The sequence below is a fragment of the Xanthomonas sp. NCPPB 901 genome, from assembly GCF_056725085.1.
In genome coordinates this window covers 2,505,763-2,524,472 of sequence record NZ_CM161511.1, presented here as the reverse complement: position 1 = coordinate 2,524,472, position 18,710 = coordinate 2,505,763, and the positions used below count along the sequence as shown (strand labels likewise).

At 71.6% G+C, this 18,710-nt stretch carries 24 protein-coding genes and 1 riboswitch; of the genes, 6 read left to right on the top strand and 18 right to left on the bottom strand.

Features of this window, described 5'->3' with window-relative positions; translation table 11 throughout:
- Nucleotide 1: 1 nt before the first annotated feature.
- Nucleotides 2-127: a hypothetical protein gene (locus tag AC1PME_RS10555; RefSeq protein ID WP_481095860.1), complete on the top strand. Its 126-nt coding sequence runs from the start codon at nucleotides 2-4 to the stop codon at nucleotides 125-127.
- Nucleotides 128-175: 48 nt separating this feature from the next.
- On the opposite strand, the gene dmeF is transcribed toward AC1PME_RS10555, so the two are convergent.
- Nucleotides 176-1,276 carry a CDF family Co(II)/Ni(II) efflux transporter DmeF gene (gene dmeF, locus AC1PME_RS10550; protein WP_307550498.1) on the bottom strand — a complete coding sequence of 367 codons (1,101 nt, stop codon included), beginning with the start codon at nucleotides 1,274-1,276 and terminating at the stop codon, nucleotides 176-178.
- Between the two features lie 140 nt (nucleotides 1,277-1,416).
- On the opposite strand from dmeF, the gene AC1PME_RS10545 reads away from it, so the two are divergent.
- A complete protein-coding gene (locus AC1PME_RS10545) occupies nucleotides 1,417-2,790 on the top strand; it encodes a replication-associated recombination protein A (protein ID WP_481095859.1) in 1,374 nt (457 codons plus the stop codon).
- Nucleotide 2,791: 1 nt separating this feature from the next.
- Nucleotides 2,792-2,861: riboswitch (Fluoride riboswitch) on the top strand.
- 110 nt (nucleotides 2,862-2,971) lie between these two features.
- The gene (crcB, locus tag AC1PME_RS10540; protein ID WP_307550495.1) at nucleotides 2,972-3,391 is read left to right on the top strand and encodes a fluoride efflux transporter CrcB; all 420 of its coding nucleotides are present in this window, start codon (nucleotides 2,972-2,974) and stop codon (nucleotides 3,389-3,391) included.
- A 16-nt stretch (nucleotides 3,392-3,407) separates the two neighbouring features.
- Here the strand turns inward: crcB and AC1PME_RS10535 are convergent, their stop codons facing one another.
- The 3 genes from AC1PME_RS10535 to AC1PME_RS10525 are packed head-to-tail and all read right to left on the bottom strand — an operon-like array spanning nucleotide 3,408 to nucleotide 5,688.
- Nucleotides 3,408-3,740: a DUF3325 domain-containing protein gene (locus AC1PME_RS10535; RefSeq protein WP_254458003.1), complete on the bottom strand. Its 333-nt coding sequence runs from the start codon at nucleotides 3,738-3,740 to the stop codon at nucleotides 3,408-3,410.
- Nucleotides 3,737-5,353: a PepSY-associated TM helix domain-containing protein gene (locus AC1PME_RS10530; RefSeq protein ID WP_481095858.1), complete on the bottom strand. Its 1,617-nt coding sequence runs from the start codon at nucleotides 5,351-5,353 to the stop codon at nucleotides 3,737-3,739. The genes AC1PME_RS10535 and AC1PME_RS10530 overlap by 4 nt, the downstream gene beginning before the upstream one ends.
- Complete coding sequence (locus tag AC1PME_RS10525) at nucleotides 5,350-5,688, bottom strand: DUF3649 domain-containing protein (RefSeq protein WP_481095857.1); 339 nt, start codon at nucleotides 5,686-5,688, stop codon at nucleotides 5,350-5,352. The genes AC1PME_RS10530 and AC1PME_RS10525 overlap by 4 nt, the downstream gene beginning before the upstream one ends.
- Nucleotides 5,689-5,911: 223 nt before the next feature.
- Between AC1PME_RS10525 and AC1PME_RS10520 the strand changes: the two genes are divergently transcribed.
- Nucleotides 5,912-6,271 carry a response regulator gene (locus AC1PME_RS10520; protein WP_254458000.1) on the top strand — a complete coding sequence of 120 codons (360 nt, stop codon included), beginning with the start codon at nucleotides 5,912-5,914 and terminating at the stop codon, nucleotides 6,269-6,271.
- 38 nt (nucleotides 6,272-6,309) lie between these two features.
- Here AC1PME_RS10520 and AC1PME_RS10515 read toward each other — a convergent pair whose 3' ends face one another.
- From AC1PME_RS10515 to AC1PME_RS10450, 14 genes are all read right to left on the bottom strand, one after another.
- Nucleotides 6,310-6,960 carry a tetratricopeptide repeat protein gene (locus tag AC1PME_RS10515; protein ID WP_481095856.1) on the bottom strand — a complete coding sequence of 217 codons (651 nt, stop codon included), beginning with the start codon at nucleotides 6,958-6,960 and terminating at the stop codon, nucleotides 6,310-6,312.
- Nucleotides 6,957-7,427 carry a cytochrome c-type biogenesis protein gene (locus tag AC1PME_RS10510; protein ID WP_481095855.1) on the bottom strand — a complete coding sequence of 157 codons (471 nt, stop codon included), beginning with the start codon at nucleotides 7,425-7,427 and terminating at the stop codon, nucleotides 6,957-6,959. Before AC1PME_RS10510 ends, AC1PME_RS10515 begins: the two co-directional genes overlap by 4 nt.
- Nucleotides 7,424-7,966, bottom strand: a complete 543-nt coding sequence (locus tag AC1PME_RS10505; RefSeq protein ID WP_481095854.1) for a DsbE family thiol:disulfide interchange protein — start codon at nucleotides 7,964-7,966, stop codon at nucleotides 7,424-7,426. Before AC1PME_RS10505 ends, AC1PME_RS10510 begins: the two co-directional genes overlap by 4 nt.
- Complete coding sequence (locus tag AC1PME_RS10500) at nucleotides 7,963-9,933, bottom strand: heme lyase CcmF/NrfE family subunit (protein ID WP_481095853.1); 1,971 nt, start codon at nucleotides 9,931-9,933, stop codon at nucleotides 7,963-7,965. Before AC1PME_RS10500 ends, AC1PME_RS10505 begins: the two co-directional genes overlap by 4 nt.
- 37 nt (nucleotides 9,934-9,970) lie before the next feature.
- Nucleotides 9,971-10,435 carry a cytochrome c maturation protein CcmE gene (gene ccmE, locus AC1PME_RS10495; protein WP_481095852.1) on the bottom strand — a complete coding sequence of 155 codons (465 nt, stop codon included), beginning with the start codon at nucleotides 10,433-10,435 and terminating at the stop codon, nucleotides 9,971-9,973.
- A complete protein-coding gene (gene ccmD, locus AC1PME_RS10490) occupies nucleotides 10,419-10,634 on the bottom strand; it encodes a heme exporter protein CcmD (RefSeq protein WP_481095851.1) in 216 nt (71 codons plus the stop codon). The genes ccmE and ccmD overlap by 17 nt, the downstream gene beginning before the upstream one ends.
- Nucleotides 10,631-11,437, bottom strand: coding sequence for a heme ABC transporter permease (locus AC1PME_RS10485; RefSeq protein ID WP_481095850.1), 807 nt, complete (start codon nucleotides 11,435-11,437; stop codon nucleotides 10,631-10,633). The genes ccmD and AC1PME_RS10485 overlap by 4 nt, the downstream gene beginning before the upstream one ends.
- A 9-nt stretch (nucleotides 11,438-11,446) precedes the next feature.
- On the bottom strand, nucleotides 11,447-12,769 hold the full coding sequence (locus tag AC1PME_RS10480) for a S8 family serine peptidase (protein WP_481095849.1): 1,323 nt from the start codon (nucleotides 12,767-12,769) through the stop codon (nucleotides 11,447-11,449).
- Nucleotides 12,766-13,407, bottom strand: coding sequence for a zf-HC2 domain-containing protein (locus AC1PME_RS10475; protein ID WP_254457991.1), 642 nt, complete (start codon nucleotides 13,405-13,407; stop codon nucleotides 12,766-12,768). The genes AC1PME_RS10480 and AC1PME_RS10475 overlap by 4 nt, the downstream gene beginning before the upstream one ends.
- Nucleotides 13,407-13,988, bottom strand: a complete 582-nt coding sequence (locus AC1PME_RS10470; RefSeq protein ID WP_254457990.1) for an RNA polymerase sigma factor — start codon at nucleotides 13,986-13,988, stop codon at nucleotides 13,407-13,409. Before AC1PME_RS10470 ends, AC1PME_RS10475 begins: the two co-directional genes overlap by 1 nt.
- Before the next feature lie 63 nt (nucleotides 13,989-14,051).
- Nucleotides 14,052-14,804, bottom strand: coding sequence for a hypothetical protein (locus tag AC1PME_RS10465; protein WP_481095848.1), 753 nt, complete (start codon nucleotides 14,802-14,804; stop codon nucleotides 14,052-14,054).
- A gap of 180 nt (nucleotides 14,805-14,984) precedes the next feature.
- Complete coding sequence (locus AC1PME_RS10460) at nucleotides 14,985-15,380, bottom strand: c-type cytochrome (RefSeq protein ID WP_481095847.1); 396 nt, start codon at nucleotides 15,378-15,380, stop codon at nucleotides 14,985-14,987.
- Between the two features lie 23 nt (nucleotides 15,381-15,403).
- Nucleotides 15,404-16,768, bottom strand: coding sequence for a cytochrome C (locus AC1PME_RS10455; RefSeq protein ID WP_481095846.1), 1,365 nt, complete (start codon nucleotides 16,766-16,768; stop codon nucleotides 15,404-15,406).
- A 61-nt stretch (nucleotides 16,769-16,829) separates the two neighbouring features.
- Nucleotides 16,830-17,342, bottom strand: a complete 513-nt coding sequence (locus tag AC1PME_RS10450; RefSeq protein WP_481098100.1) for a cytochrome b — start codon at nucleotides 17,340-17,342, stop codon at nucleotides 16,830-16,832.
- A 278-nt stretch (nucleotides 17,343-17,620) separates the two neighbouring features.
- Between AC1PME_RS10450 and AC1PME_RS10445 the strand changes: the two genes are divergently transcribed.
- Nucleotides 17,621-18,037 (top strand): sugar 3,4-ketoisomerase, encoded by a 417-nt coding sequence (locus tag AC1PME_RS10445; protein WP_254457985.1) that lies wholly within the window; start codon nucleotides 17,621-17,623, stop codon nucleotides 18,035-18,037.
- A 2-nt stretch (nucleotides 18,038-18,039) separates the two neighbouring features.
- On the top strand, nucleotides 18,040-18,705 hold the full coding sequence (locus AC1PME_RS10440) for an acetyltransferase (RefSeq protein ID WP_481095845.1): 666 nt from the start codon (nucleotides 18,040-18,042) through the stop codon (nucleotides 18,703-18,705).
- Nucleotides 18,706-18,710: the final 5 nt, after the last annotated feature.

Genomic DNA, 18,710 nt, shown 5'->3' with positions numbered 1-18,710 from the left:
AGTGGTCGACCCGGTCGGTCAGCGCACCGAGATCAGCTTCAGCGACTGGAAGCGCAATCCGGCCTTCGCCGCCGGCACCTTCCGCTACGTCCCGGACAAGGACGTGGACGTGGTCGGCGACCGCTGAGCCGGCGCCACCGCGCGCCGTCGCCAGGTGGCGGCGGCGCGTTGCGCTTCAGTCGGGACAGCTCTGCACTTCGATGCTGACGTGGCCCAGCGTGGCCACGCCCTGCAGGCGCGCGTGGTAGAACGCCGCCGGCCGCGGTTTGTGCGTCACCAGCGACACGATCGCCGCGTGCTGGCCGGGGCCGATCCGCCACACGTGCAGGTCGGCGATGCGCTCGTCGTCCTGCTGCAGGCGTTCGCGGATCTGCGCCTGCAGCGCCGCCGGCGCCGAGGCGTCCAGCAGCACCGCGCCGGTGTCGCGCAGCAGCGCCAGCGACCAGCGCGCGATGACGATGGCGCCGACGATGCCCATCAGCGCATCGGTCCAGGTCCAGCCCAGGGACTTGGCCAGCAACAGGGCGACGATCGCCATCACCGAGGTCAGCGCGTCGGCCAGCACGTGCAGGTAGGCCGAGCGCAGGTTGTGGTCGGCATGCGCATGCCGGTCGTGGACTGCCGCCTGTGCCGGCGCGGCATGGGCACGCCCGTGGTGATCGTGGTGATCGTGGGGATGGGGATGGTCGTGCGCGTGATCGTGGCCGTGCCCGTGGTGGCGCTCGTGCGCGTGGTCGCCGTGCCGATGCGCGGCTCGGGCGTGTGCAGGGGCGTGGTCGTGATGATGGCCGTGACCATGCCCGTGATCGTGGTGGTGGTCGGCCCCCAGCATCCAGGCGCTGAGCAGGTTCACCAGCAGGCCCAGGGTCGCGATCCACAGGGCCTCGTCGTAGGCGATGTGCACCGGCTGCGCCAGGCGCAGCGCCGACTCCACGCCGATGCCGAGCGCGATCAGCGCCAGGATCAGCGCGCTGGAGAAGCCGGCCAGATCGCCGACCTTGCCGGTGCCGAAGGTGAAGCGGGGATTGTGCCGGTGCCGCCGCGCGAACCAGTAGGCGAAGCCGGCCAGCGACAGCGCACCGGCATGGGTGGCCATGTGCAGGCCGTCGGCCAGCAGCGCCATCGAGCCGGTCCACCAGCCGGCGACGATCTCCACGAGCATCATCACCGTGGTCAGTGCGACCACCGACCAGGTGCGGCGCGCATTGCGCTCGTGGCGCGTGCCGAGGAAGTCGTGCTGATGGGTGAACGCATCCAGGGTGTCGTGGTGGCTCATGGCGGACTCGGCCGGGCAGGGAGGCGTCGCGATTCTAGCGCTGGTGTCGGTTCCGCGCAGGCTGGCCACGCCCGTCCGCCTGCACCCAGAACACGTACGGCAGGCAGAGCGTGCACGGGCCGCGGCGATAGAATGGGCGCATGGCCAAACGCAGACCCTTCGCTTCCGACACCCCCGATCTGCTGAGCGTCGACCGCGAGGCCATGCGTCCGCTGGCCGAACGCATGCGCCCGCGCACGCTGGACGAGATGGTCGGGCAGAAGCGCCTGCTGGCGCCGTCCAGCGCGCTGCGCCGCGCGGTCGCCGCCGGCCGCGTGCATTCGATGATCCTGTGGGGGCCGCCCGGCTGCGGCAAGACCACCCTGGCGCTGCTGCTGGCGCAGTACGCCGAGGCCGAGTTCAAGGCGATCTCGGCGGTGCTGTCCGGGCTGCCGGAGGTGCGGCTGGTACTGGCCGAGGCCGCGCAGCGCTTCGCCGACGGGCGCCGCACGGTGCTGTTCGTCGACGAGGTGCACCGCTTCAACAAGGCGCAGCAGGACGCGTTCCTGCCGCACATCGAACGCGGCACCATCCTGTTCGTCGGCGCCACCACCGAGAATCCCTCGTTCGAACTGAATTCGGCGCTGCTGTCGCGCTGCCGCGTGCACGTGCTGGAGGCGGTGTCGCCGCAGGACATCGCCGAGGCGCTGCAGCGGGCGCTGCACGATTCCGAACGCGGGCTCGGCGCCGAGCAGCTGCGGGTCTCCGACGCGGCGCTGCTGGAGATCGCCGGCGCCGCCGATGGCGACGTGCGGCGTGCGCTGACCTTGCTGGAGATCGCCGCCGAACTGGCCCAGGACGAGGGCGGCGAGATCACCGCGCAGACCCTGCAGCAGGTGCTGGCCGACCGCATCCGCCGCTTCGACAAGGGCGGCGAGCAGTTCTACGACCAGATCTCGGCGCTGCACAAGTCGGTGCGCAGTTCCAACCCGGACGCGGCGCTGTACTGGCTCACGCGCATGCTCGACGGCGGCTGCGACCCGGCCTACCTGGCGCGGCGGCTGACCCGCATGGCGATCGAGGACATCGGCCTGGCCGATCCGCGCGCGCAGTCGATGGCGCTGGAAGCCTGGGACATCTACGAGCGCCTGGGCAGCCCGGAAGGCGAACTGGCGTTCGCGCAACTGGTGCTGTACCTGGCCAGCACCGCCAAGTCCAACGCCGGCTACGCCGCCTTCAACCAGGCCAAGGCCGAGGTGCGCGAGACCGGCACCCAGGAGGTGCCGCTGCACCTGCGCAACGCGCCGACCAAGCTGATGAAGACCCTGGGCTACGGCGCCGACTATCAGTACGACCACGACGCCGAGGGCGGTATCGCCCTGGACCAGACCGGCTTCCCCGATGCGATGGGTGAGCGGGTCTACTACCGGCCGGTGGAGCGCGGGCTGGAGATCAAGCTCAAGGACAAGCTCGACCGCCTGCGCGCGGCGCGCGAACGGGCGCGGGCTGACAAGGCCGGGCGCTCGCCTTCATAATCGGGGCACAGGAGATGGCATTCCTCCTCGAACCGCCCGCAGCACTGCGCGCTGATGATGCCTGCCCAACCCCCGCCGGGGTGGCAGGTCCGTGCCCCGGCATCGTCCTTGTGGAGAATCCGATGCCCGTTCCTTCTCGTCTTCCTGCTGCCGCTCCGGCTTCCGTCTCGCGGAGGCGCGCATGAACCTGTCCCTGTGGTGGCAGCAACTGCTGCTGGCGATGGCCGGCGGCGCGGTCGGCTCCGGTATGCGTTTCGCGGTCGGCAGCGCGCTGCTGCAGCGCTACGGCGCCGGCTTCCCGTGGGGCACGCTGGCGGTGAACCTGGCCGGCGCCTTCGTCGGCGGTTTCCTGCTGGTGTGGATCGAAGGCCGCGGCGCCAGCGCGCCGTACTGGCGGGCGCTGCTGATCGTCGGCCTGATCGGCGGGCTGACCACATTCTCCTCGCTGATGATGGAAAGCATGGTGTTCGTGCGCAACGGCCGCCTCGGCATGGTCCCGCTGTACCTGGCGATCACCCTCGCGGCGGGACTGGTGCTGGTGTTCGCCGGCGCACGCACGGCGGCCGAGCTGCGCGCGCCGACGGTGACCGCCGAGCGCTGAGCGGCCGGGCGCGCGCCTATCCCAGCAACGCGGCGCCCACGCCCAGCGGTGGCGCCAGCAGCGCCAGCGGCACGATCAGCCGCGGCCGGTACGGCAGCAGGCCCAGGGTCAGCAGCGCCGCGCTGGCGCTGAGCGAGCCCACCCACAGCACCGGGCCGATGCCCCAGCCGTGCGCGGCGACGCAACAGGCGAGCGCCGCGCCCAGCAGCAGCCAACCGGCGACCTGCAGTTGTCGCAGGCGCGGCGCGGCGGCGCGGCGCGCGCCGTACAGGTCGAGCTGGTGCTTTTCCATGCCCAGGCACAGCGCGACGAAGCCGGAGAACGCCAAGCACAGGCCGAGCACGGTCATGCGCCCTCCGTGGCCAGGACCGGCTTGCCCGAGCCGCCGCGCTCGCGGGCGCGGCGTTCGGCCGCCGACAGCGGCGGTTGCCAACGCTGCATGCGCCGCGCGGCCAGGGCCAGGGCCAGGCCGAGGAACAGGCAGACCAGGTCGAACCCGGCCAGCGCCCAGTCGCCGGCCAGCAGGCTCACGCCCAGGTGCGCATCGGTGGTGATGGCGTTGAGCAGCGGCAGCCCGCCGAACAGCGCCGCCCCCGCATACAGTTGCCAGGCCCACATCGCGCGCTTCGGCCACACCTGCGCGGCGAGCAGGGCCGCCGCCCAGGCCAGGAAGAACACCGCCGCTTCGCGCTCCGGGCGCGCCTCCAGGTGCAGCGGCAGCAGCCGGTTGCCCCAGAAGTACGCGGCGAAGGCGATCGGCAGGCCGGCGACGGTGCCGATGTTGAGCGCGTCGACCAGGCGCAGGCCCAGGCCGATGCGCCCGGCCTTGGCATGCTTGGGCCGCTCCTTGACCGCCCACAGGATCGCGCCGCTGGCCACCATCAGGCAGCCGAGCAGGCCGCAGCCGAAGAACAGCCAGCGCAGCCAGGGGCCGGCGAAGTGCGCCAGGTGCAGGCCATACAGGGTGCTGCGGGTTTGCGCGGCGGCACCGAGCGTGCCGCTGCGGCCGAGGATCTGGCCGCTGCCGGCGTCCAGCAGCAGCGACGGTGCGTCGTAGCCCAGCCGCTGGCCGTCGCCCTGGCGGATCTGGATGGCCGCGGCGGCATCGCCGGCGTTGTACACGGTGAAGCCGGCGATCGGCGCCTGCGCGCCCCATTCGTGGCGCGCCACGTCCAGCAACTGCGCGATCGGCAGCATGCGTCCGGGCGTGCCGCTGGCCTCGCGCAGGTTTTCCGGTTCCTGGAAGGCCTCTGCGTAGAACGCCTGCTCGGCATCGGGATAGGCGCTCTTGATGCCCCAGGGCAGGTACATCAGCATCAGCGTGACCAGCCCGGTGTAGGTGATCATCGCGTGGTAGGGCAGGGCGAGCACCGCGCTGGCGTTGTGGAAGTCCAGCCACGAGCGCTGGCCCTTGGCCGGGCGGAAGGTGAAGAAGTCCTTGAAGATCTTCTTGTGGGTGATGACGCCGCTGATGATCGCCACCAGCATGAACATCGCGCAGAAGCCGACGATGTAGCGCGCCCACAGCGCCGGGATGTAGTGCAGGTCGAAGTGCAGGCGGTAGAAGAAGTCGCCGCCACGGGTGTCGCGGGTCCGGCTGGCCGCACCGCTGACCGGGTCGAGCAGGGCGCTGCCGAACATCTCCTTGCGGCTCTGGCGGGCGCCGTCGGCCGGCGGCGGATTGCGCCAGAACAGGTCGGTGAACGGTGCGCGCGGGCTGGCCAGCGACACGAACCACTGCGGCGACTGCGGCGCCTCGCGCTGCAGCAGCGCCACCGCACGCGCGGCCACCACGTCGGTGCCCGGTTGCGCGCGCGGCAGTTCCGGACGCATCCAGCGGCTGATTTCGTTGCGGAAATAGCTGGTGGTGCCGGCCATGAAGATCAGCAGCAGCACCCACGACACCAGCAGGCCGCTCCAGGTGTGCAGCCAGGCCATCGATTGGCGGAATCCCTGCTTCATGGCGCGTGCTGCTGCAGCCAGGCGATGGCCAGCGCCATCGGTGCCAGCAATGCCGCGATGCCCAGCCAGGCGCGCCCGGCGCTGCGCGCGGCGAACGCCCACAGCGCGGTGCAGGCACAGACCAGGATGCCCAGCATCATCCCGCTCAACACCGCCTGCGCGCGCACCGATGGCCACAGCAGCGGCAACAAGACCGAGGTGGCCGCGGCCAGCGTGTAGCCGCCGACGATGGCGGCGAGGGTGCGGGCGAGCACGCCCAGCCAGGGCGGCAGCACACGCGCGGCCGCGGTGGGCGGGGTGGGAAGGTGTGGCGGCGCTGGCGGAACTGGGTGCATGGGAGCCCGTCGAGAGAGGCACCGGCTTGGCGACAGGGCTAGGCGGAGCGGGATGGCGGCAAAGGCGCGTGCTTAGTTAATGATACTCATTCCTATTTTCGACGCAAATCCGTAACTTGGCTGGCGTCGTGTGGCCGGCAGTGGCTGGGGACGGCGGCGTCGATGGCTTCGGCGGCCGAACTCCTGCACCATCGGTCCGGCCATCGGACTGCCTGGGGATGCCATGAAGATTCTGGTCGTCGACGACTACCGCACGATGCGGCGTCTCATCCGCATGCTGTTGGGCCAGCTCGGCTACGACGACGTGGTCGAAGCGGCCGACGGCGAGGCGGCACTGGCCGCGATGCGGGCGGAGAAGATCGGCCTGGTCATTTCTGATTTGAACCTGCAGCCGATGACCGGTCTGGCGTTGCTGCAGGTGGTTCGCAGCGACGCCGTGCTGTCCTGCACGCCGTTCCTGATGGTGGTCGCGGAGGCGCGCAGCGACAAGGTGATCGCGATCCGCGAAGCGGGCGTCAGCGGCTATATTGTCAAGCCGTTCAATGCGGACATGCTGAAGGAGAAGCTCGCACGTGTGCTCTGAGTGGATTGCGGAGCGCTGGTGCGGTCGGGAGGGTGGCGTCAGCGTAGTGTAGCGGTCGCTGTGCTTGGTGCGGCGGTCATTGCATCAGCGGCGGCAATCTTCTGCGTTACCGCGTCCCGCAGCGGCGACGCGGCGGGCAGCAGGGTCAGCAGGTGGCGCCAGTCGCTGGCTGCGTCGGCATAGCGCTGTTGCTGGAAGGCGGCGATGCCGCGCATCCAGAGCGCCCGCTGGTTGTCCGGTTCTTGCGCCAGCACCCGGTCGAGCATGGCGCGTGCGGCGCGGCCGACGGCCAAGTCCGTGCGTTGCGCCATGTCGGTCTCGGCCCAGCCGAGCAGGGCCTCGACATTGTCCGGGGCGATCCGCAGGGCCTGCGCATAGGCCTGCTGCGCATCGTGGGGGCGCCGCGCCTGTTGCGCCTCCCAGGCCTGCCGCAGCCAGCCTTGCAGCCGCTGCGCGGTCTGCTCCGGTGCGGCCGGCGGCAACGGCTGCAGTGGGACGCCGGCCAGGGCCGCCGGCGTGCCGATGTGCCAGTACAGGCCGGCACCGAGCAGCGGCAGGCCCAACGCCAGCAGCACGGCGATGCCGCGTTGCGGATGTGCGCCGGCGTGCGCTGCCAGCAACGGGCGCAGCACCGCGAACAGGGCGATGCCGAGCATCGCCGTGGCGGCGAGGGCGAAACCGAGCGTCACCAGGCGTCCTCCGCGTCCGCCGTCGCGGCGCCGATCGCGCGGCGGCGTTGCCGCAGCATCGCCAACACCATCGCGGCACCGCCCAGCAGCAACAGCGCCGGCCCGAACCACAGCAGCCAGGTGGCCGGCGCCAGCGGCGGGTCGTACAGGACGAAGGCCGAGTAGCGATCGACCATGTACTGCTTGATCTGCGCGTCGCTGCGTCCGGCCTGCAGTTGCGCGAACACCTGGTGGCGCAGGTCGCGCGCCAGGGTCGCGTCGGAATCGGCCAGGTTCTCGTTCTGGCAGACCAGGCAGCGCAGTTGCGCGGTCAGCTGCTGGAAGCGCTGTTCCTGCGCATGGTTCTTGAAGGGCAACGGGTCGACCGCTTGGGCGAACGCCGGCAATGCACCGCCCAGCAGCCACAGCAGCACCAGCAACCGCCGCCACGGCGTGCGTCGGCGCGTTGGGGCGGCGATCGCGCTCATCGCCGTGCCCCATCGAGCGCCGCGATCGCCGGACGCAACTCGTCGGCCAGCACCTGCGGCGTCAGCACGCCGACATGCTTGTAGCGGACCACGCCGTCGGCATCGATCAGGAAGGTTTCCGGCGCGCCGTACACGCCCAGGTCGATCGCGCGCTGGCCATCGCTGTCCACCAGCACCAGCGCATACGGATTGCCGCGCTGCGCCAGCCAGGCGGCGGTGTCGTGCGGATCGTCGCGGTAGGCGTAGCCGACCAGCGCCACGCCCAGCTGCCGGGCCTGCGCCATCAGCAGCGGATGCTCCTCGCTGCAGGCCATGCACCAACTGCCGAACACGTTGAGCAGATACGGGCGGCCACGCAGCTGCTGGCTGCCGCTGCGCAGGTCCGGGCGGTCCAGGCGCGGCAGCGCGAACGCCGGCACCGGCTTGCCCAGCAGCGGCGAGGGCACGGCACGCGGATCGTGGCTGCGGCTCCACCACAGGCCGAACCCGAACAGCGCGGCCAGCAGCAGGAAGCCGGCTAGCGGCAGCAGCCGGCTCATGGTGCGGCGCCGGCGAGCGCGGCCGGCGTAGCGGCGCTGTCCACGATCGGCTGCGCGCGCAAGCGGCGCGCGCCGGCGCTGACGAAGCCGCCGAGCATCATCAGCAGGCCGCCGGCCCAGATCCAGCGGATGCAGGGCTTGTCGTACAGGCGCAGGGTCCAGCCGTATTCGATGTGCTGGTCGTCGACCGGTTCGCCTAGCGCGACATACAGGTCGCGCAGCACGCCGGCGTCGATCGCCGCCTCGGTCTGGATGCGCTCGCTGCTGTACAGGCGCTTCTGCGGATGCAGCACCGCCACGACCGCGCCGTCGCGCAGCACGGTCACGGTGCCTTGCTCGGCCTTCCAGTTGGGGCCGTCGACCAGGCGCACGCCGTCGAAGCGGAACGCATGCGCGCCGATCTGCGCGCTTTCGCCGGGGGCCAGGCGCACGTCGCGTTCCACCGACAGGCTCTCCGACAGCAGCACGCCGGCCACGAACACCGCGACCCCGGCATGCGCCAGCAGCATGCCGGCCAGTTCGGCCGGAAAGCGGCGGCCGCGCGGGGCGCTGCGCCAGCGGGTGAGCGCATACAGCGCGGTGCCGACGCCGACCCAGGCCGCGGCGGCGACCCCGGCCACCGCGCGCAGCGTGCCGGCGCTGAGCAGCCACGCCAGCAGTGCGCAGGCCAGGGCCGCCAACCCGGCGCGCGCGGCCACCGCCCGCAGCGCGCCCGGCTCGGTGCGACCCCAGCGCAGGTAGGGACCGAACGGCAACAGCAGCACCATCGGCAGCATCAGCAGCGGGAACAGCAGGCCGAAGTAGGGTGGCCCGACCGAGAGCTTGCCCAGCTGCAGCGCATCGCCGAGCAGCGGGAACAGCGTGCCCAGCAGCACCATCGCCGCGGCCACGCTCAGCATCAGGTTGCCGACCAGGATCGCGGTCTCCCGCGACAGCGCGGCGAACGGCTTGCCCGCGGGCAGGCGTGGCGCGCGCAGCGCGTACAGCAGCAGCGAGCCGCCGACCACCAGCACCAGGAAGCCGAGGATGTACAGGCCGCGGCGCGGGTCGGCGGCGAAGGCGTGCACCGAGGTCAGCACGCCGGAGCGGACCAGGAAGGTGCCCAGCAACGCCAGCGAGAACGCCAGGATCGACAGCAGCAGGGTCCAGGCGCCGAGCGCGCCGCGCTTCTCAGTGACCGCCTGGGTGTGGATCAGCGCCGCGCCGACCAGCCACGGCATGAAGCTGGCGTTCTCCACCGGATCCCAGAACCACCAGCCGCCCCAGCCCAGCTCGGCGTAGGCCCACCAGCTGCCGGCGACGATACCGGCGCTGAGGAAGCCCCAGGCGACGTTGGTCCACGGCCGTGCCCAGCGTACCCAGGCCTGGTGTTGCTCGCCGCCGAGCAGCGCGGCGATGGCGAAGGCGAAGGCCACCGAGAAGCCGACGTAGCCGGTGTACAGCACCGGCGGATGCAGCACCATGCCCGGGTCCTGCAGCACCGGATTGAGCTCGCTGCCATCGCGCGGCATCGGCGACAGCCGCGCGAACGGATTGGAGGTGAACAGGACGAAGGCCAGGAACCCGCTGGCGATCAGCCCGAGCACGCCGAGCACGCGCGCGGCGAAGGCCTCGGGCAGATGCCGGCCGCTGCGCGCCAGCGCCACCGTCCACAGGTTGAGGATGGCGATCCACAGCAGCAAAGAGCCCTCGTGCGCGCCCCACACTGCGGCCAGCCGGTAGTACCAGGGCTGCGCCAGGTTGGCGTTGGCGGCGACGTAGCGCACCGAGAAATCCAGTTGCAGCAGCGCGTAGCCGAGCAGGGCGAAGGCCAGCCAGGCGAAGCCGGCCTGGGCGTAGGCCGCCGGCCGCGCCACCGCCATCCAGGCGCGCTGGCCGCGCCAGGCACCGAGCAGCGGCAGCACGCCCTGCACCAGCGCCAGCAGCAAGGCCAGGATCAGTGCGCACTGGCCGAGTTCGGCGCTCATCGCGCCGCGCTCCCGGCGCCGAGCGGCGCAGTCGGACTCATGGCCGCGCCGTCGCCGCAGTGGCCGCCGCAGTGCGATTGGCATGGGCCTGCGCCATCGCGTTCTTCAATTCCTGCGGCATGTAGGTCTCGTCGTGCTTGGCCAGCACTTCGGTGGCGACGAAGCGCGCGCCCTGCATCGAGCCGGTGGCGATCACCGCCTGGTTGTCGCGGAACAGGTCGGGCAGGATGCCGGTGTAGGCGACCGCCGTGGCGCCGGCCTTGTCGATCACGGTGAACCGCACCTGCAGCGCATCGGCGCTGCGCGTGATCGAGCCGGCCTTGACCATGCCGCCGAGCCGGAATACCCGGTAGTCCTTGGCCGCGCCGGCCTGCACCTGGCTGGGGGTGAACAGGTAGCTGATGTTGTGCTGCAGGGCCAGCACGAACAGGCCGGTGGCCAGCGCCGCGGCGCCGAGCAACAACAGCACCAGCAGCAGGCGGCGCTTACGGGTGGGATGCATCGCGCGCTCCGGTGCTGGCGGTTGCGTTGCCGCGGGCGCGGCGGGCCTGTTCGCGGGCCACTTGCGCGCGGATCCCGGCGAGCAGGCGGCGCTGGCGGCGGCGCGGCAGCAGGCTGTCCAGGAGCAGCACGACCAAGGCCAGCGCGTACGCGCTCCACACGTAGACGGCGTAGCCGCCCATCGCCCAGAAGCCGCTCATGCCGCGTGCTCCGCGGGCAGCGGTGCGGTGTTTGCCGGCGACGCCGGCACCGGCGCTGCCTGCAGTGCGATCGCCCGCACCCAGGCCTTGCCGCGCTCCAGCGCCAGCAGGTCGGTGCGCATGCGTCCGCACAGGCTCGCGACGTAGTAGCACTTGCTGGCGGCCACGCCGAACAGCAGCGGCCACAGCATCGACAGCGGCATCTTCGACGGACCCAGCACGCGCACGGTGGACCCCTGGTGCAGGGTGTTCCACCAGACCACCGAGTAATGCACGATCGGCAGGTTGATCAGCCCGACCAACGCCAGCAGCGCGGCGGCGCGCGCGCCCTGGCGCGGATCGTCGATGGCGCGGTGCAGGCCGATCACGCCCAGGTACAGGAACAGCAGCACCAGTTCCGAGGTCAGCCGCGCATCCCAGGTCCACCAGGTGCCCCACATCGGCCGGCCCCACAGCGAACCGGTGCACAGGGTGACGAAGGTGAAGGCGGCGCCGATCGGCGCCGAGGCCATGCAGGCGATTTCCGCCAGTTTCACCCGCCACACCAGCGCGACCAGGCCGGCGATGCCCATCGCCGCGTAGACGAACAGGCTCATCCACGCGCACGGCACATGCACGAAGAGGATGCGGTAGGCGTCGTGCTGCTGGTAATCCGGCGGCGCCAGCACCAGCCCGCCGTAGCCGGCCGCGGCGCCGAGCAGCACCGCCGCGGCCAGGCTCCACGGGCGCACCGCGCCGGCCAGGCGGTAGAAGGTCGGCGGCGCGCCGAGCCGGTGCAACCAGAGCGGGATCCAGGAACGCATGGCGGGCCTTCAGCGGGCGAGGGGGGCGCTGCGCGGCAGTGCCTGCACCGCGGCGGCGGCGTCCACCTGCAGCAGGCCGTCGCGGGTGCGGCTGGTGCGCAGCAGCAGGTCGTGCACGCTGCGCGCGTCCAGGTGCGGCGCCAGCGCCAGCAGCAGCGCGACCACGCCGCTGACGTGGGCAGTGGCCATCGACGAGCCGGAGGTGAAGTCGTAGCCGCCATTGGGCTGGGTGGTGAGGATGTCCTCGCCCGGCGCGCTGAGCACGCCCGCCGGCGCTGGCGTGGCGGCGCTGCTGCGCACCACGATCACCCCGGGAATGCCGTCGGGAAAGCCGTCCAGGCGGCCGTTGGGCGGCATTGCCGCGACCACGATGCGGCCGTCGCGCAGCAACTGCTCCAGCAGCTTGCGCAGCAGCGGGTCGGCCGGGCCGCCCAGGCTGAGATTGACGATGCGGGCACGGGTATCGCCGATCGCCGCCAGCGCCTTGGCCAGGGTGAAGGAGTTGCAGCCGGCGCCGGCGCCGGGGCGCTGCGGATACCAGCAGGCCTTGTACACGTCGAGCATCGCCTTCGGCGCGATGCCGACGATGCCCAGGTGGTTGTTGCTGCCGGCGGCGATGATGCCGGCGACCTCGGTGCCGTGGTGGTCGCGGTTGAACGCGCCCGGATCGGCGGCGACCAGGTCGCGGGTGCTGCGCAGGCGCCCGCGCAGGTCCGGATGGGCGGTGTCCACGCCGGTGTCGACGATCGCCACGTCCACGCCCTGGCCCTGGCTCAGCGCCTGCGCGGTGGCCGCGTTGGTGGCGGCGAAGCCGCGCTGCATGTCCACGTAGGGGTCGTTGTAGCGCAGCGGCTGCGTCGGCGCGGCCGCGGCCTGGCCGTCGGCCGAATAGGTGCCGAAGTCCTGCAGCGGCTGCGACAGCGCCACCCGGTCGTCCTTGGCCAGTTGCGCCAGCAGCGCCGCGCGGTCGCTGCCCGGCGCCGGCTCCAGCACCACGCAGTACAGCCCCAGCGCCTTGATCGGCCAGCCGGCGACCTGGCGCAGGCCGTAGCGCGTGTTCAGCGCCTCCAGGGTGGCCACCGCCTGGGTGCCGGCGCCGTAGTAGCGTGCGGCGGCGTAGCCGAGCAGGTTGGAGCCGGCGTGGCGGCTCGGCGCGGCCATCGGGTTGGCCACGGCGAGGACGATCTGGCGCTGGCTGTCCAGCGCCGGCGACGGATCCAGGCTGGGCGCCTTGGCCGCGGCCGCGGGATCGGTGACTGCCGCCGGCGCGGCATGGGCGCAGGCGCCCAGCCCCAGGCAGGCGGCGAGCAGGATGGCCAGACGCAGCGTCATGGTGCGGCGATCGGCTCGGCCAGGCGGATGCCGGCGGTGGCGCGCAACTGCTGCACGCTGCGCTGTGGCTGCGCCGGTGCACCGGCCTGGATCGGCACCACGGTGTAGGCGCCGGCGGCGTTGGGGCCGCCGATCACCCGCAGCTGCAGCTTGCGCAGCAGCGCGTCCCAGTCGGCCAGGGTCATGCGCGCATCCGGCACCACCCGGATCGCGTTGGCCGCCAGCGGCTGCGCGGCGTCGCTGAGGGTGCGGTAGGCGGCGCTGCGCTCGTGCTCGGCGGACAGGCGCATGCCCAGCACGCCCAGGCCCACCGCCTGCAGCAGGGCGGCGGCGACCAGCGCCCGCGTGGTCCAACTGGCGCGGCGGCGCGGCGGCTGCGCCTGCGGCAGCGGCGCGTCCAGGCGCTGCAACAGGCGCTGCAGCCCGGCCTCGGCGTCCACCGGCACGTCGCTGGGCAGGGTCATGGCCATGCGCAGGCGGTTCTGCTGGGCGAACTCGGCGCTGCAGTGCCGGCACTTGGCCAGGTGCGCGACCAGCCACTCGTTTTCTTGTTCCGTGGCGCTGTCCTGCAGCACCCACGGCATCAGTTCCCAGGCATGCGCGCACTCGTTGCCCGGCTCGTTGAAGCCCGTTTTCATCACGCGCTCTCCGTCAGCGTGGACGCGCCGCCGGCCAATCCCGGCAGCACGTTGCGAAGCTTGACCCGGGCATGGAACAGCCGGGCCTTGATGGTGCCCACCGGGCACTGCATGATCGCGGCGACCTCTTCCAGCTTGTGGCCGAGGCCGTAGACCAGTTCCACCACCAGGCGCTGGTCGGGCGACAAACGTTCCAGGCCCTTGCCGAGCCAGTCGCGCAGCTCGCGGTCCTCGTCCGGGTCGGCCGCCGCGGCGTGGTCCTCGGCCAGCGCGCCGTCGTCGATCGCCTCGTCGCTGTGGTGGCGGATCGCCTTGAGCCCGCAGCGGTAGGCGATGCCCATGATCCAGGTCGAGACCTGCGAATCCCCGCGGAAGTCGCCGGCCTTCTGCCAGACGATCCAGAAGCAGTCGTTGATCGCTTCCTCGATGATGTCCGGGCGCCGGGTCAGCCGCGACAGGAACCGGCACAGGCGGCCGTGGTAGGCGCGGTACAGGCGGGCCAGCGCCTCGCGGTCGCTGGCCGCCATGCGCCGGAGCAGCATGCGGTCGGTGGCATCGCCGAGCAGGTCGGTGTCGTTCATGGGGGCAGGGGTGGCAACGGGCACCGGTATGTGCCGGGGCGGCACGGAAAGGTTGCGCTCGAATCAGAAGCTGCGCGAGACGCTGGCCACCCACGGCCACAGGCCGCGGTCGGTATAGCCGGTGTGGGCGTTGCCGAACACGCGGTCCATCTCCACGCTCCAGCGCCCGGCGTTCCAGATCAGCCCGGCGTGGCCGTAGCGGTAGTGCGCGGTGGACACCAGCCCGTACAGGGCCGGCGGCGCCTGGCTGATCCCGACACCCGCCGCCAGCGACAGCGGGCCGGCCAGCGGCTGGTGCGCGGTCAGGTCGAGCGCCCCGTACCAGCGCTGGTGCAGGCCGCTGTCGGGCATGCGGAAGGCGGCCAGCGACAGGCTCAGGCGGTCGCGGTAGCTCCAGCCCAGGCTGAGCTCGTCGCGGTTGAACAGGCGGTCGGTGCGCGTGCCGGGGTAGCGGTACAGCAGCGCCTCGGCCTGTAGCTGCCAGCTGTCGGACAGGGTCCAGCTGCGCGACAAGCCGACGCTGCCCATCAGCACCTTGCCCGGCGCATCCAGCGCCACGCTGGCCGAGCCGCTCAGCGACCAGCCCGGCGCCGGCAGCCAGAACAGCGCGCCCTGCAGGGTCGGGGTATTGCGGGTCACGGCGATGCCGCGGTCGACCAGTTGCGAGCTGATCCCGGCCGCGCCGCCGACGTCGCCGGCCAGCGCGACCGGGGCGTGCAGCGCTGCGAGCGCCAGGCCCAGGCCCAGGGCCAGGGCCGGGCCGGCGCCTGGACGCGCCGATGGCCGGAGCGCGCTCCCGCGACGGCCCGCGTGCATGTTCAGCATGCGCGGCCCGCACTGCGGCGCCGCGTTGCGGCGCGGGGCAGGGACGGGGCACCAATGACGGCTGGGGGCACACGCACGGCGGTTCGATGCTCGCAGGTCAGGGGAACGGCACGGGCGCGGCGCGATGGCCGGCCCGTCGGGCGCCGAATATGACCGGATCGGGCAGTCAGTTCAATGCAGGCTGTGCAGATAGGCGATCAGGTCCTGCAACTGCTTGGTGTCGTCGAGCCCGTCGTACTTCATCTTGCTGCCGGGCAGCGCCTTGGACGCCGGCTGCGACAGGTAGCTGCGCAGCTTGTCGTCGCTCCAGGTCCACTGGCTCTGCTTCATCGCGTCGGAGTAGTTGTAATCGGACACGCTGCCGGCGCGGCGCCCGACCACGCCGAACAGGGTCGGGCCCTTCTTGTTCTTGGCCGGGGCGGCGCTGTGGCACTCGGCGCATTCGCTGGCGAACACGCTGGCACCGGGCGTGCCGCCGGCGGCGTGCGCGCTCGACGCCAGCGCGGCGGCCAGCGGCAGCAGGCCGGCCAACAGGCGGCGCAGGGGGAGGGCAGTGGCGGGTTTCATGCGGGAAGCTCCGTGCGGGGGAATCAGAAGGCGAGACTCAGGCTCAGCGCGAACTGGTTGAGGTCGCGCGGGCGGGTGACCGGGATGGCCCCGAACACGTTGCCGGTGCTGCCGTTGAACTTGCTGAAACGGAACCAGGTCGCGGACAGGCGCAGGTTGGAGATCGACGAGTAGCTGTCGTCCTTGCCGAATGGCGCCCACGAGGCGCTGATCAGGTTGCTGGTGGTGTCCGGTGCGCCGTACGGGCGGTAGCGGAACGGATCGTCCGAGCCGCTGTTGATGAAGTGCGCCAGCAGCAGGCTGTAGCTCTGCCTATACGTGTAGTTGAGGCTGATCGACTGGTCGCGCACGCTGGCCCGGCGCGGGCCGGCCAGGGCCGGATTGGTCGGGTCGATCAGCGCGCTGCCGTAGCGGCGGCGTTCGTAGATGTTGAGGTAGCCGAGCTTGAGGATGTGCTCGCGGGTGCCCAGGAACTGGTAGTTGAGGTCGTAGCCGAGATCGGTGAAGTCGTCGCGCGGACCGGTGCTGCGCGGCAGCTGCCGGCGCGTGGTCAGCGCGACCACGCCGGCGGAGAAGAACTGCCGCTTGAGGTCCTTCATGTAGCTCAGGCGCAGGTAGCCGGTGTCGCTGAGCGTGCCCGGATCGCCGCCGACGGCGTAGCCCAGGTCGTCCTGGGTCGACACCGGCAGGGCGGTATAGGTGCCCAGTTCGCCGTACCAGTTGCGGTCGTACAGGCCGTAGACGCTGCTGCCGATCACCCGGTTGGACAGCGACGACTGGTTGAGCAGGGTGGTCGAGCTGGCGTAGGCCGAGGCCGGGCCCAGGCCGGAGGCATTGGGCAGCATGCCGATCGGATCCTGGCTGCCGGGGTTGTTGTTGACGCTGACGCCGAGCAGCGCGTCCTTGCCGCCGACCTGGAAGCGCTTGAGCACCGCGCGCAGGTCCACGTTGTCCAGGCGCGTGCTGTAGTCGTTCCTGCCGTTGTTGCTGGTGGCGACCTTGACGTAACCGCCGACGTTGTCGGTGATGCGCCCGGCCAGGTACAGGTCGGCCTCGCTGAAGCGGGTGCGGCTCTCGCCGCGCGCCGGCACGCTGCGGTTGGCGGTGAGCTGCGCCGAGACCGGGATCTTGGTGCCGTTGCCGTCGCTGTCGGTATAGCCGCCGAGCTTGAAGCGCATGCCGTACGGGGTCAGCGCCGGGCCGTAGGCGCCGATGTGGCAGTCGGCGCAGGAGGAGCCGGTCTGCCGCGCGAACGCCGGCACCGCCGCCGCGCGCGGGCTCAGCACCAGCAGCAGCGAGCCCAGCGCCGACCACAGCAGCGCCTGCTCGGCGCCGCGCGTCCTGTCGCTGCGGGAGGAGGTGGAGAGGGACGACGGGGCCTGGTGCATGCGGGGAGTCCTTTGGCGGGTGGGTGCGGCGACGGACGCGAACGAGAGAGGGAAGGGCGGCTCAGTGGCGGCGCAGGAACGGCAGCATCCGTTGCAGCACGGCATCGCGGCGCACGAGGTGGTGCCACAGTGCCGCGCCGATGTGCAGCAGGATCAGCGCCAGCAGCAGCCAGGCCGCATCCACGTGCCAGGCGCCGAGGCGGTCGGCCAGATCGGGATCGGGCGCGACCAGCGCCGGCAGGGTGGCGCCGAACAGATGCACCGGCTTGCCCATCGACTGGCTCAGCGCCCAGCCCAGCAGCGGCAGGGTCAGCAGCAGCGCGTACATCACCACGTGGGTGGCGCCGGCCAGGATGCGCATCAGCGCCGAACCGGCCTCCGGATCGTGGCGCTTGCCCAGGCGCATCCGCAGCGCCACGCGCAGGCAGAACAGGCCGAGCACGAACAGGCCGAAGTGGCGGTGGCCTTCCAGCAGCCATTGCCGCCACATGCGGCCTTCGACCTCTTCGCGCAGCAGGATCAACCCCGCCGCCAGCACCAGGCACAGCACGGTGAGCCAGTGCAGCCACACCATCGGCCGCGGCAATGCCGCCGGCGCGGCAACGGAGGGAACAGGCGGTGGCGGCGCGGCCGGCGTGGGGACGGTCATGGCGGTAGGCGGTGTCCTTGGGCGAGACGAGGCGGAACTGCGGCGCGATGCCGTTGGGCTTCGCTGCAGCGGTGGTCGTCGATGGGTGCCGGCGTTGCGGCGAAAGGTTGCGTCGCGACGCGCGCCGGCCTCGCGCAACCTTTCCGCGGACGCGCGGCACTCAGCCTGGACACTCCGATGCGGAGCCCGGCTCGGGCACTCTGATGGCAATCGAACGAATCCAGTTGCGGACGCACGGCGACGCGCGCGGACAGCTCGTGGCGCTGGAGCCACAGCGCGACCTGCCGTTCGACATCCGCCGCGTGTACTACCTGTTCGCCACCCGCAACGGCGTGCACCGCGGCCAGCACGCGCACCGCCATCTCAACCAGTTGGCGGTGGCGCTGCACGGCTCGGTGTCGTTCCTGCTCGACGACGGCAGCGGCCCGGTGCAGGTGGTGCTGGACGATCCGTGCCAGGGCCTGCTGCTCGGCAGCATGGTCTGGCGCGATCTCTACGACTTCAGCGAGGACTGCGTGCTGATGGTGCTCGCCGACCAGGCCTATGACCCGACCGACTACATCCTCGACTACGACGAGTTCCTGCGCGAAGCCGCGGGCATGCGCCGGCAGGAGGCCTAGCGATGGCGCGCCCCCTGGTCATCGTCGGCGCCGGCGAACTGGCGCAGATCGCCTGCGAATACTTCACCCACGACAGCGACTACGAGGTGCTGGGCTTCAGCGTGGAGCGCGACTACCTGTCCACGCCGACCCTGGCCGGCTTGCCGGTGGTGGCCTATGAAGAACTCGAGCGGCTGTATCCGCCGTCGCAGGTGGAGGTGTTCGTGGCGATCCCGGCCAGCGGCCTCAACCGGCTGCGCACGCGCTTCTACCTGGACGCCAAGCGCCGCGGCTATCGCATGGCCAGCTACGTCAGCTCCCGCGCCTTCGTCTGGCGCAACGTGGAACTGGGCGAACACTGTTTCGTGTTCGAGCACAACGTGCTGCAGCCGTTCACCCGCATCGGTGCCAATTGCATCCTGTGGAGCGGCAACCACATCGGCCATCGCACGGTCCTCCACGACCACGTGTTCGTGGCCTCGCACGCGGTGATTTCCGGCTATTGCGAGATCGGCGCCAGCAGCTTCGTCGGGGTCAACGCCACGCTCAGCGACCGGGTCAAGGTCGCCGCCGACAACGTGATCGGCGCCGGCGCGCTGCTGACCCGCGACACCGAGCCCGGACGCCTCTACGTCGGTGCGCCGGCGCGGGCGGTGGCCGGCAAGTCCAGCTTCGACGTGACGCTGTGAGGCGC

Excerpts from the sequence above, each read along its gene's own strand:
- dmeF (WP_307550498.1), bottom strand. The coding sequence starts at position 1,276 with ATGAGCCACCACGACACCCTGGATGCGTTCACCCATCAGCACGACTTC.
- AC1PME_RS10545 (WP_481095859.1), top strand. The coding sequence starts at position 1,417 with ATGGCCAAACGCAGACCCTTCGCTTCCGACACCCCCGATCTGCTGAGC.
- crcB (WP_307550495.1), top strand. The coding sequence starts at position 2,972 with ATGAACCTGTCCCTGTGGTGGCAGCAACTGCTGCTGGCGATGGCCGGC.
- AC1PME_RS10535 (WP_254458003.1), bottom strand. The coding sequence starts at position 3,740 with ATGACCGTGCTCGGCCTGTGCTTGGCGTTCTCCGGCTTCGTCGCGCTG.
- AC1PME_RS10530 (WP_481095858.1), bottom strand. The coding sequence starts at position 5,353 with ATGAAGCAGGGATTCCGCCAATCGATGGCCTGGCTGCACACCTGGAGC.
- AC1PME_RS10525 (WP_481095857.1), bottom strand. The coding sequence starts at position 5,688 with ATGCACCCAGTTCCGCCAGCGCCGCCACACCTTCCCACCCCGCCCACC.
- AC1PME_RS10520 (WP_254458000.1), top strand. The coding sequence starts at position 5,912 with ATGAAGATTCTGGTCGTCGACGACTACCGCACGATGCGGCGTCTCATC.
- AC1PME_RS10510 (WP_481095855.1), bottom strand. The coding sequence starts at position 7,427 with ATGAGCGCGATCGCCGCCCCAACGCGCCGACGCACGCCGTGGCGGCGG.
- AC1PME_RS10505 (WP_481095854.1), bottom strand. The coding sequence starts at position 7,966 with ATGAGCCGGCTGCTGCCGCTAGCCGGCTTCCTGCTGCTGGCCGCGCTG.
- AC1PME_RS10500 (WP_481095853.1), bottom strand. The coding sequence starts at position 9,933 with ATGAGCGCCGAACTCGGCCAGTGCGCACTGATCCTGGCCTTGCTGCTG.
- ccmE (WP_481095852.1), bottom strand. The coding sequence starts at position 10,435 with ATGCATCCCACCCGTAAGCGCCGCCTGCTGCTGGTGCTGTTGTTGCTC.
- ccmD (WP_481095851.1), bottom strand. The coding sequence starts at position 10,634 with ATGAGCGGCTTCTGGGCGATGGGCGGCTACGCCGTCTACGTGTGGAGC.
- AC1PME_RS10485 (WP_481095850.1), bottom strand. The coding sequence starts at position 11,437 with ATGCGTTCCTGGATCCCGCTCTGGTTGCACCGGCTCGGCGCGCCGCCG.
- AC1PME_RS10480 (WP_481095849.1), bottom strand. The coding sequence starts at position 12,769 with ATGACGCTGCGTCTGGCCATCCTGCTCGCCGCCTGCCTGGGGCTGGGC.
- AC1PME_RS10475 (WP_254457991.1), bottom strand. The coding sequence starts at position 13,407 with ATGAAAACGGGCTTCAACGAGCCGGGCAACGAGTGCGCGCATGCCTGG.
- AC1PME_RS10470 (WP_254457990.1), bottom strand. The coding sequence starts at position 13,988 with ATGAACGACACCGACCTGCTCGGCGATGCCACCGACCGCATGCTGCTC.
- AC1PME_RS10465 (WP_481095848.1), bottom strand. The coding sequence starts at position 14,804 with ATGCACGCGGGCCGTCGCGGGAGCGCGCTCCGGCCATCGGCGCGTCCA.
- AC1PME_RS10460 (WP_481095847.1), bottom strand. The coding sequence starts at position 15,380 with ATGAAACCCGCCACTGCCCTCCCCCTGCGCCGCCTGTTGGCCGGCCTG.
- AC1PME_RS10455 (WP_481095846.1), bottom strand. The coding sequence starts at position 16,768 with ATGCACCAGGCCCCGTCGTCCCTCTCCACCTCCTCCCGCAGCGACAGG.
- AC1PME_RS10450 (WP_481098100.1), bottom strand. The coding sequence starts at position 17,342 with ATGGTGTGGCTGCACTGGCTCACCGTGCTGTGCCTGGTGCTGGCGGCG.
- AC1PME_RS10445 (WP_254457985.1), top strand. The coding sequence starts at position 17,621 with ATGGCAATCGAACGAATCCAGTTGCGGACGCACGGCGACGCGCGCGGA.
- AC1PME_RS10440 (WP_481095845.1), top strand. The coding sequence starts at position 18,040 with ATGGCGCGCCCCCTGGTCATCGTCGGCGCCGGCGAACTGGCGCAGATC.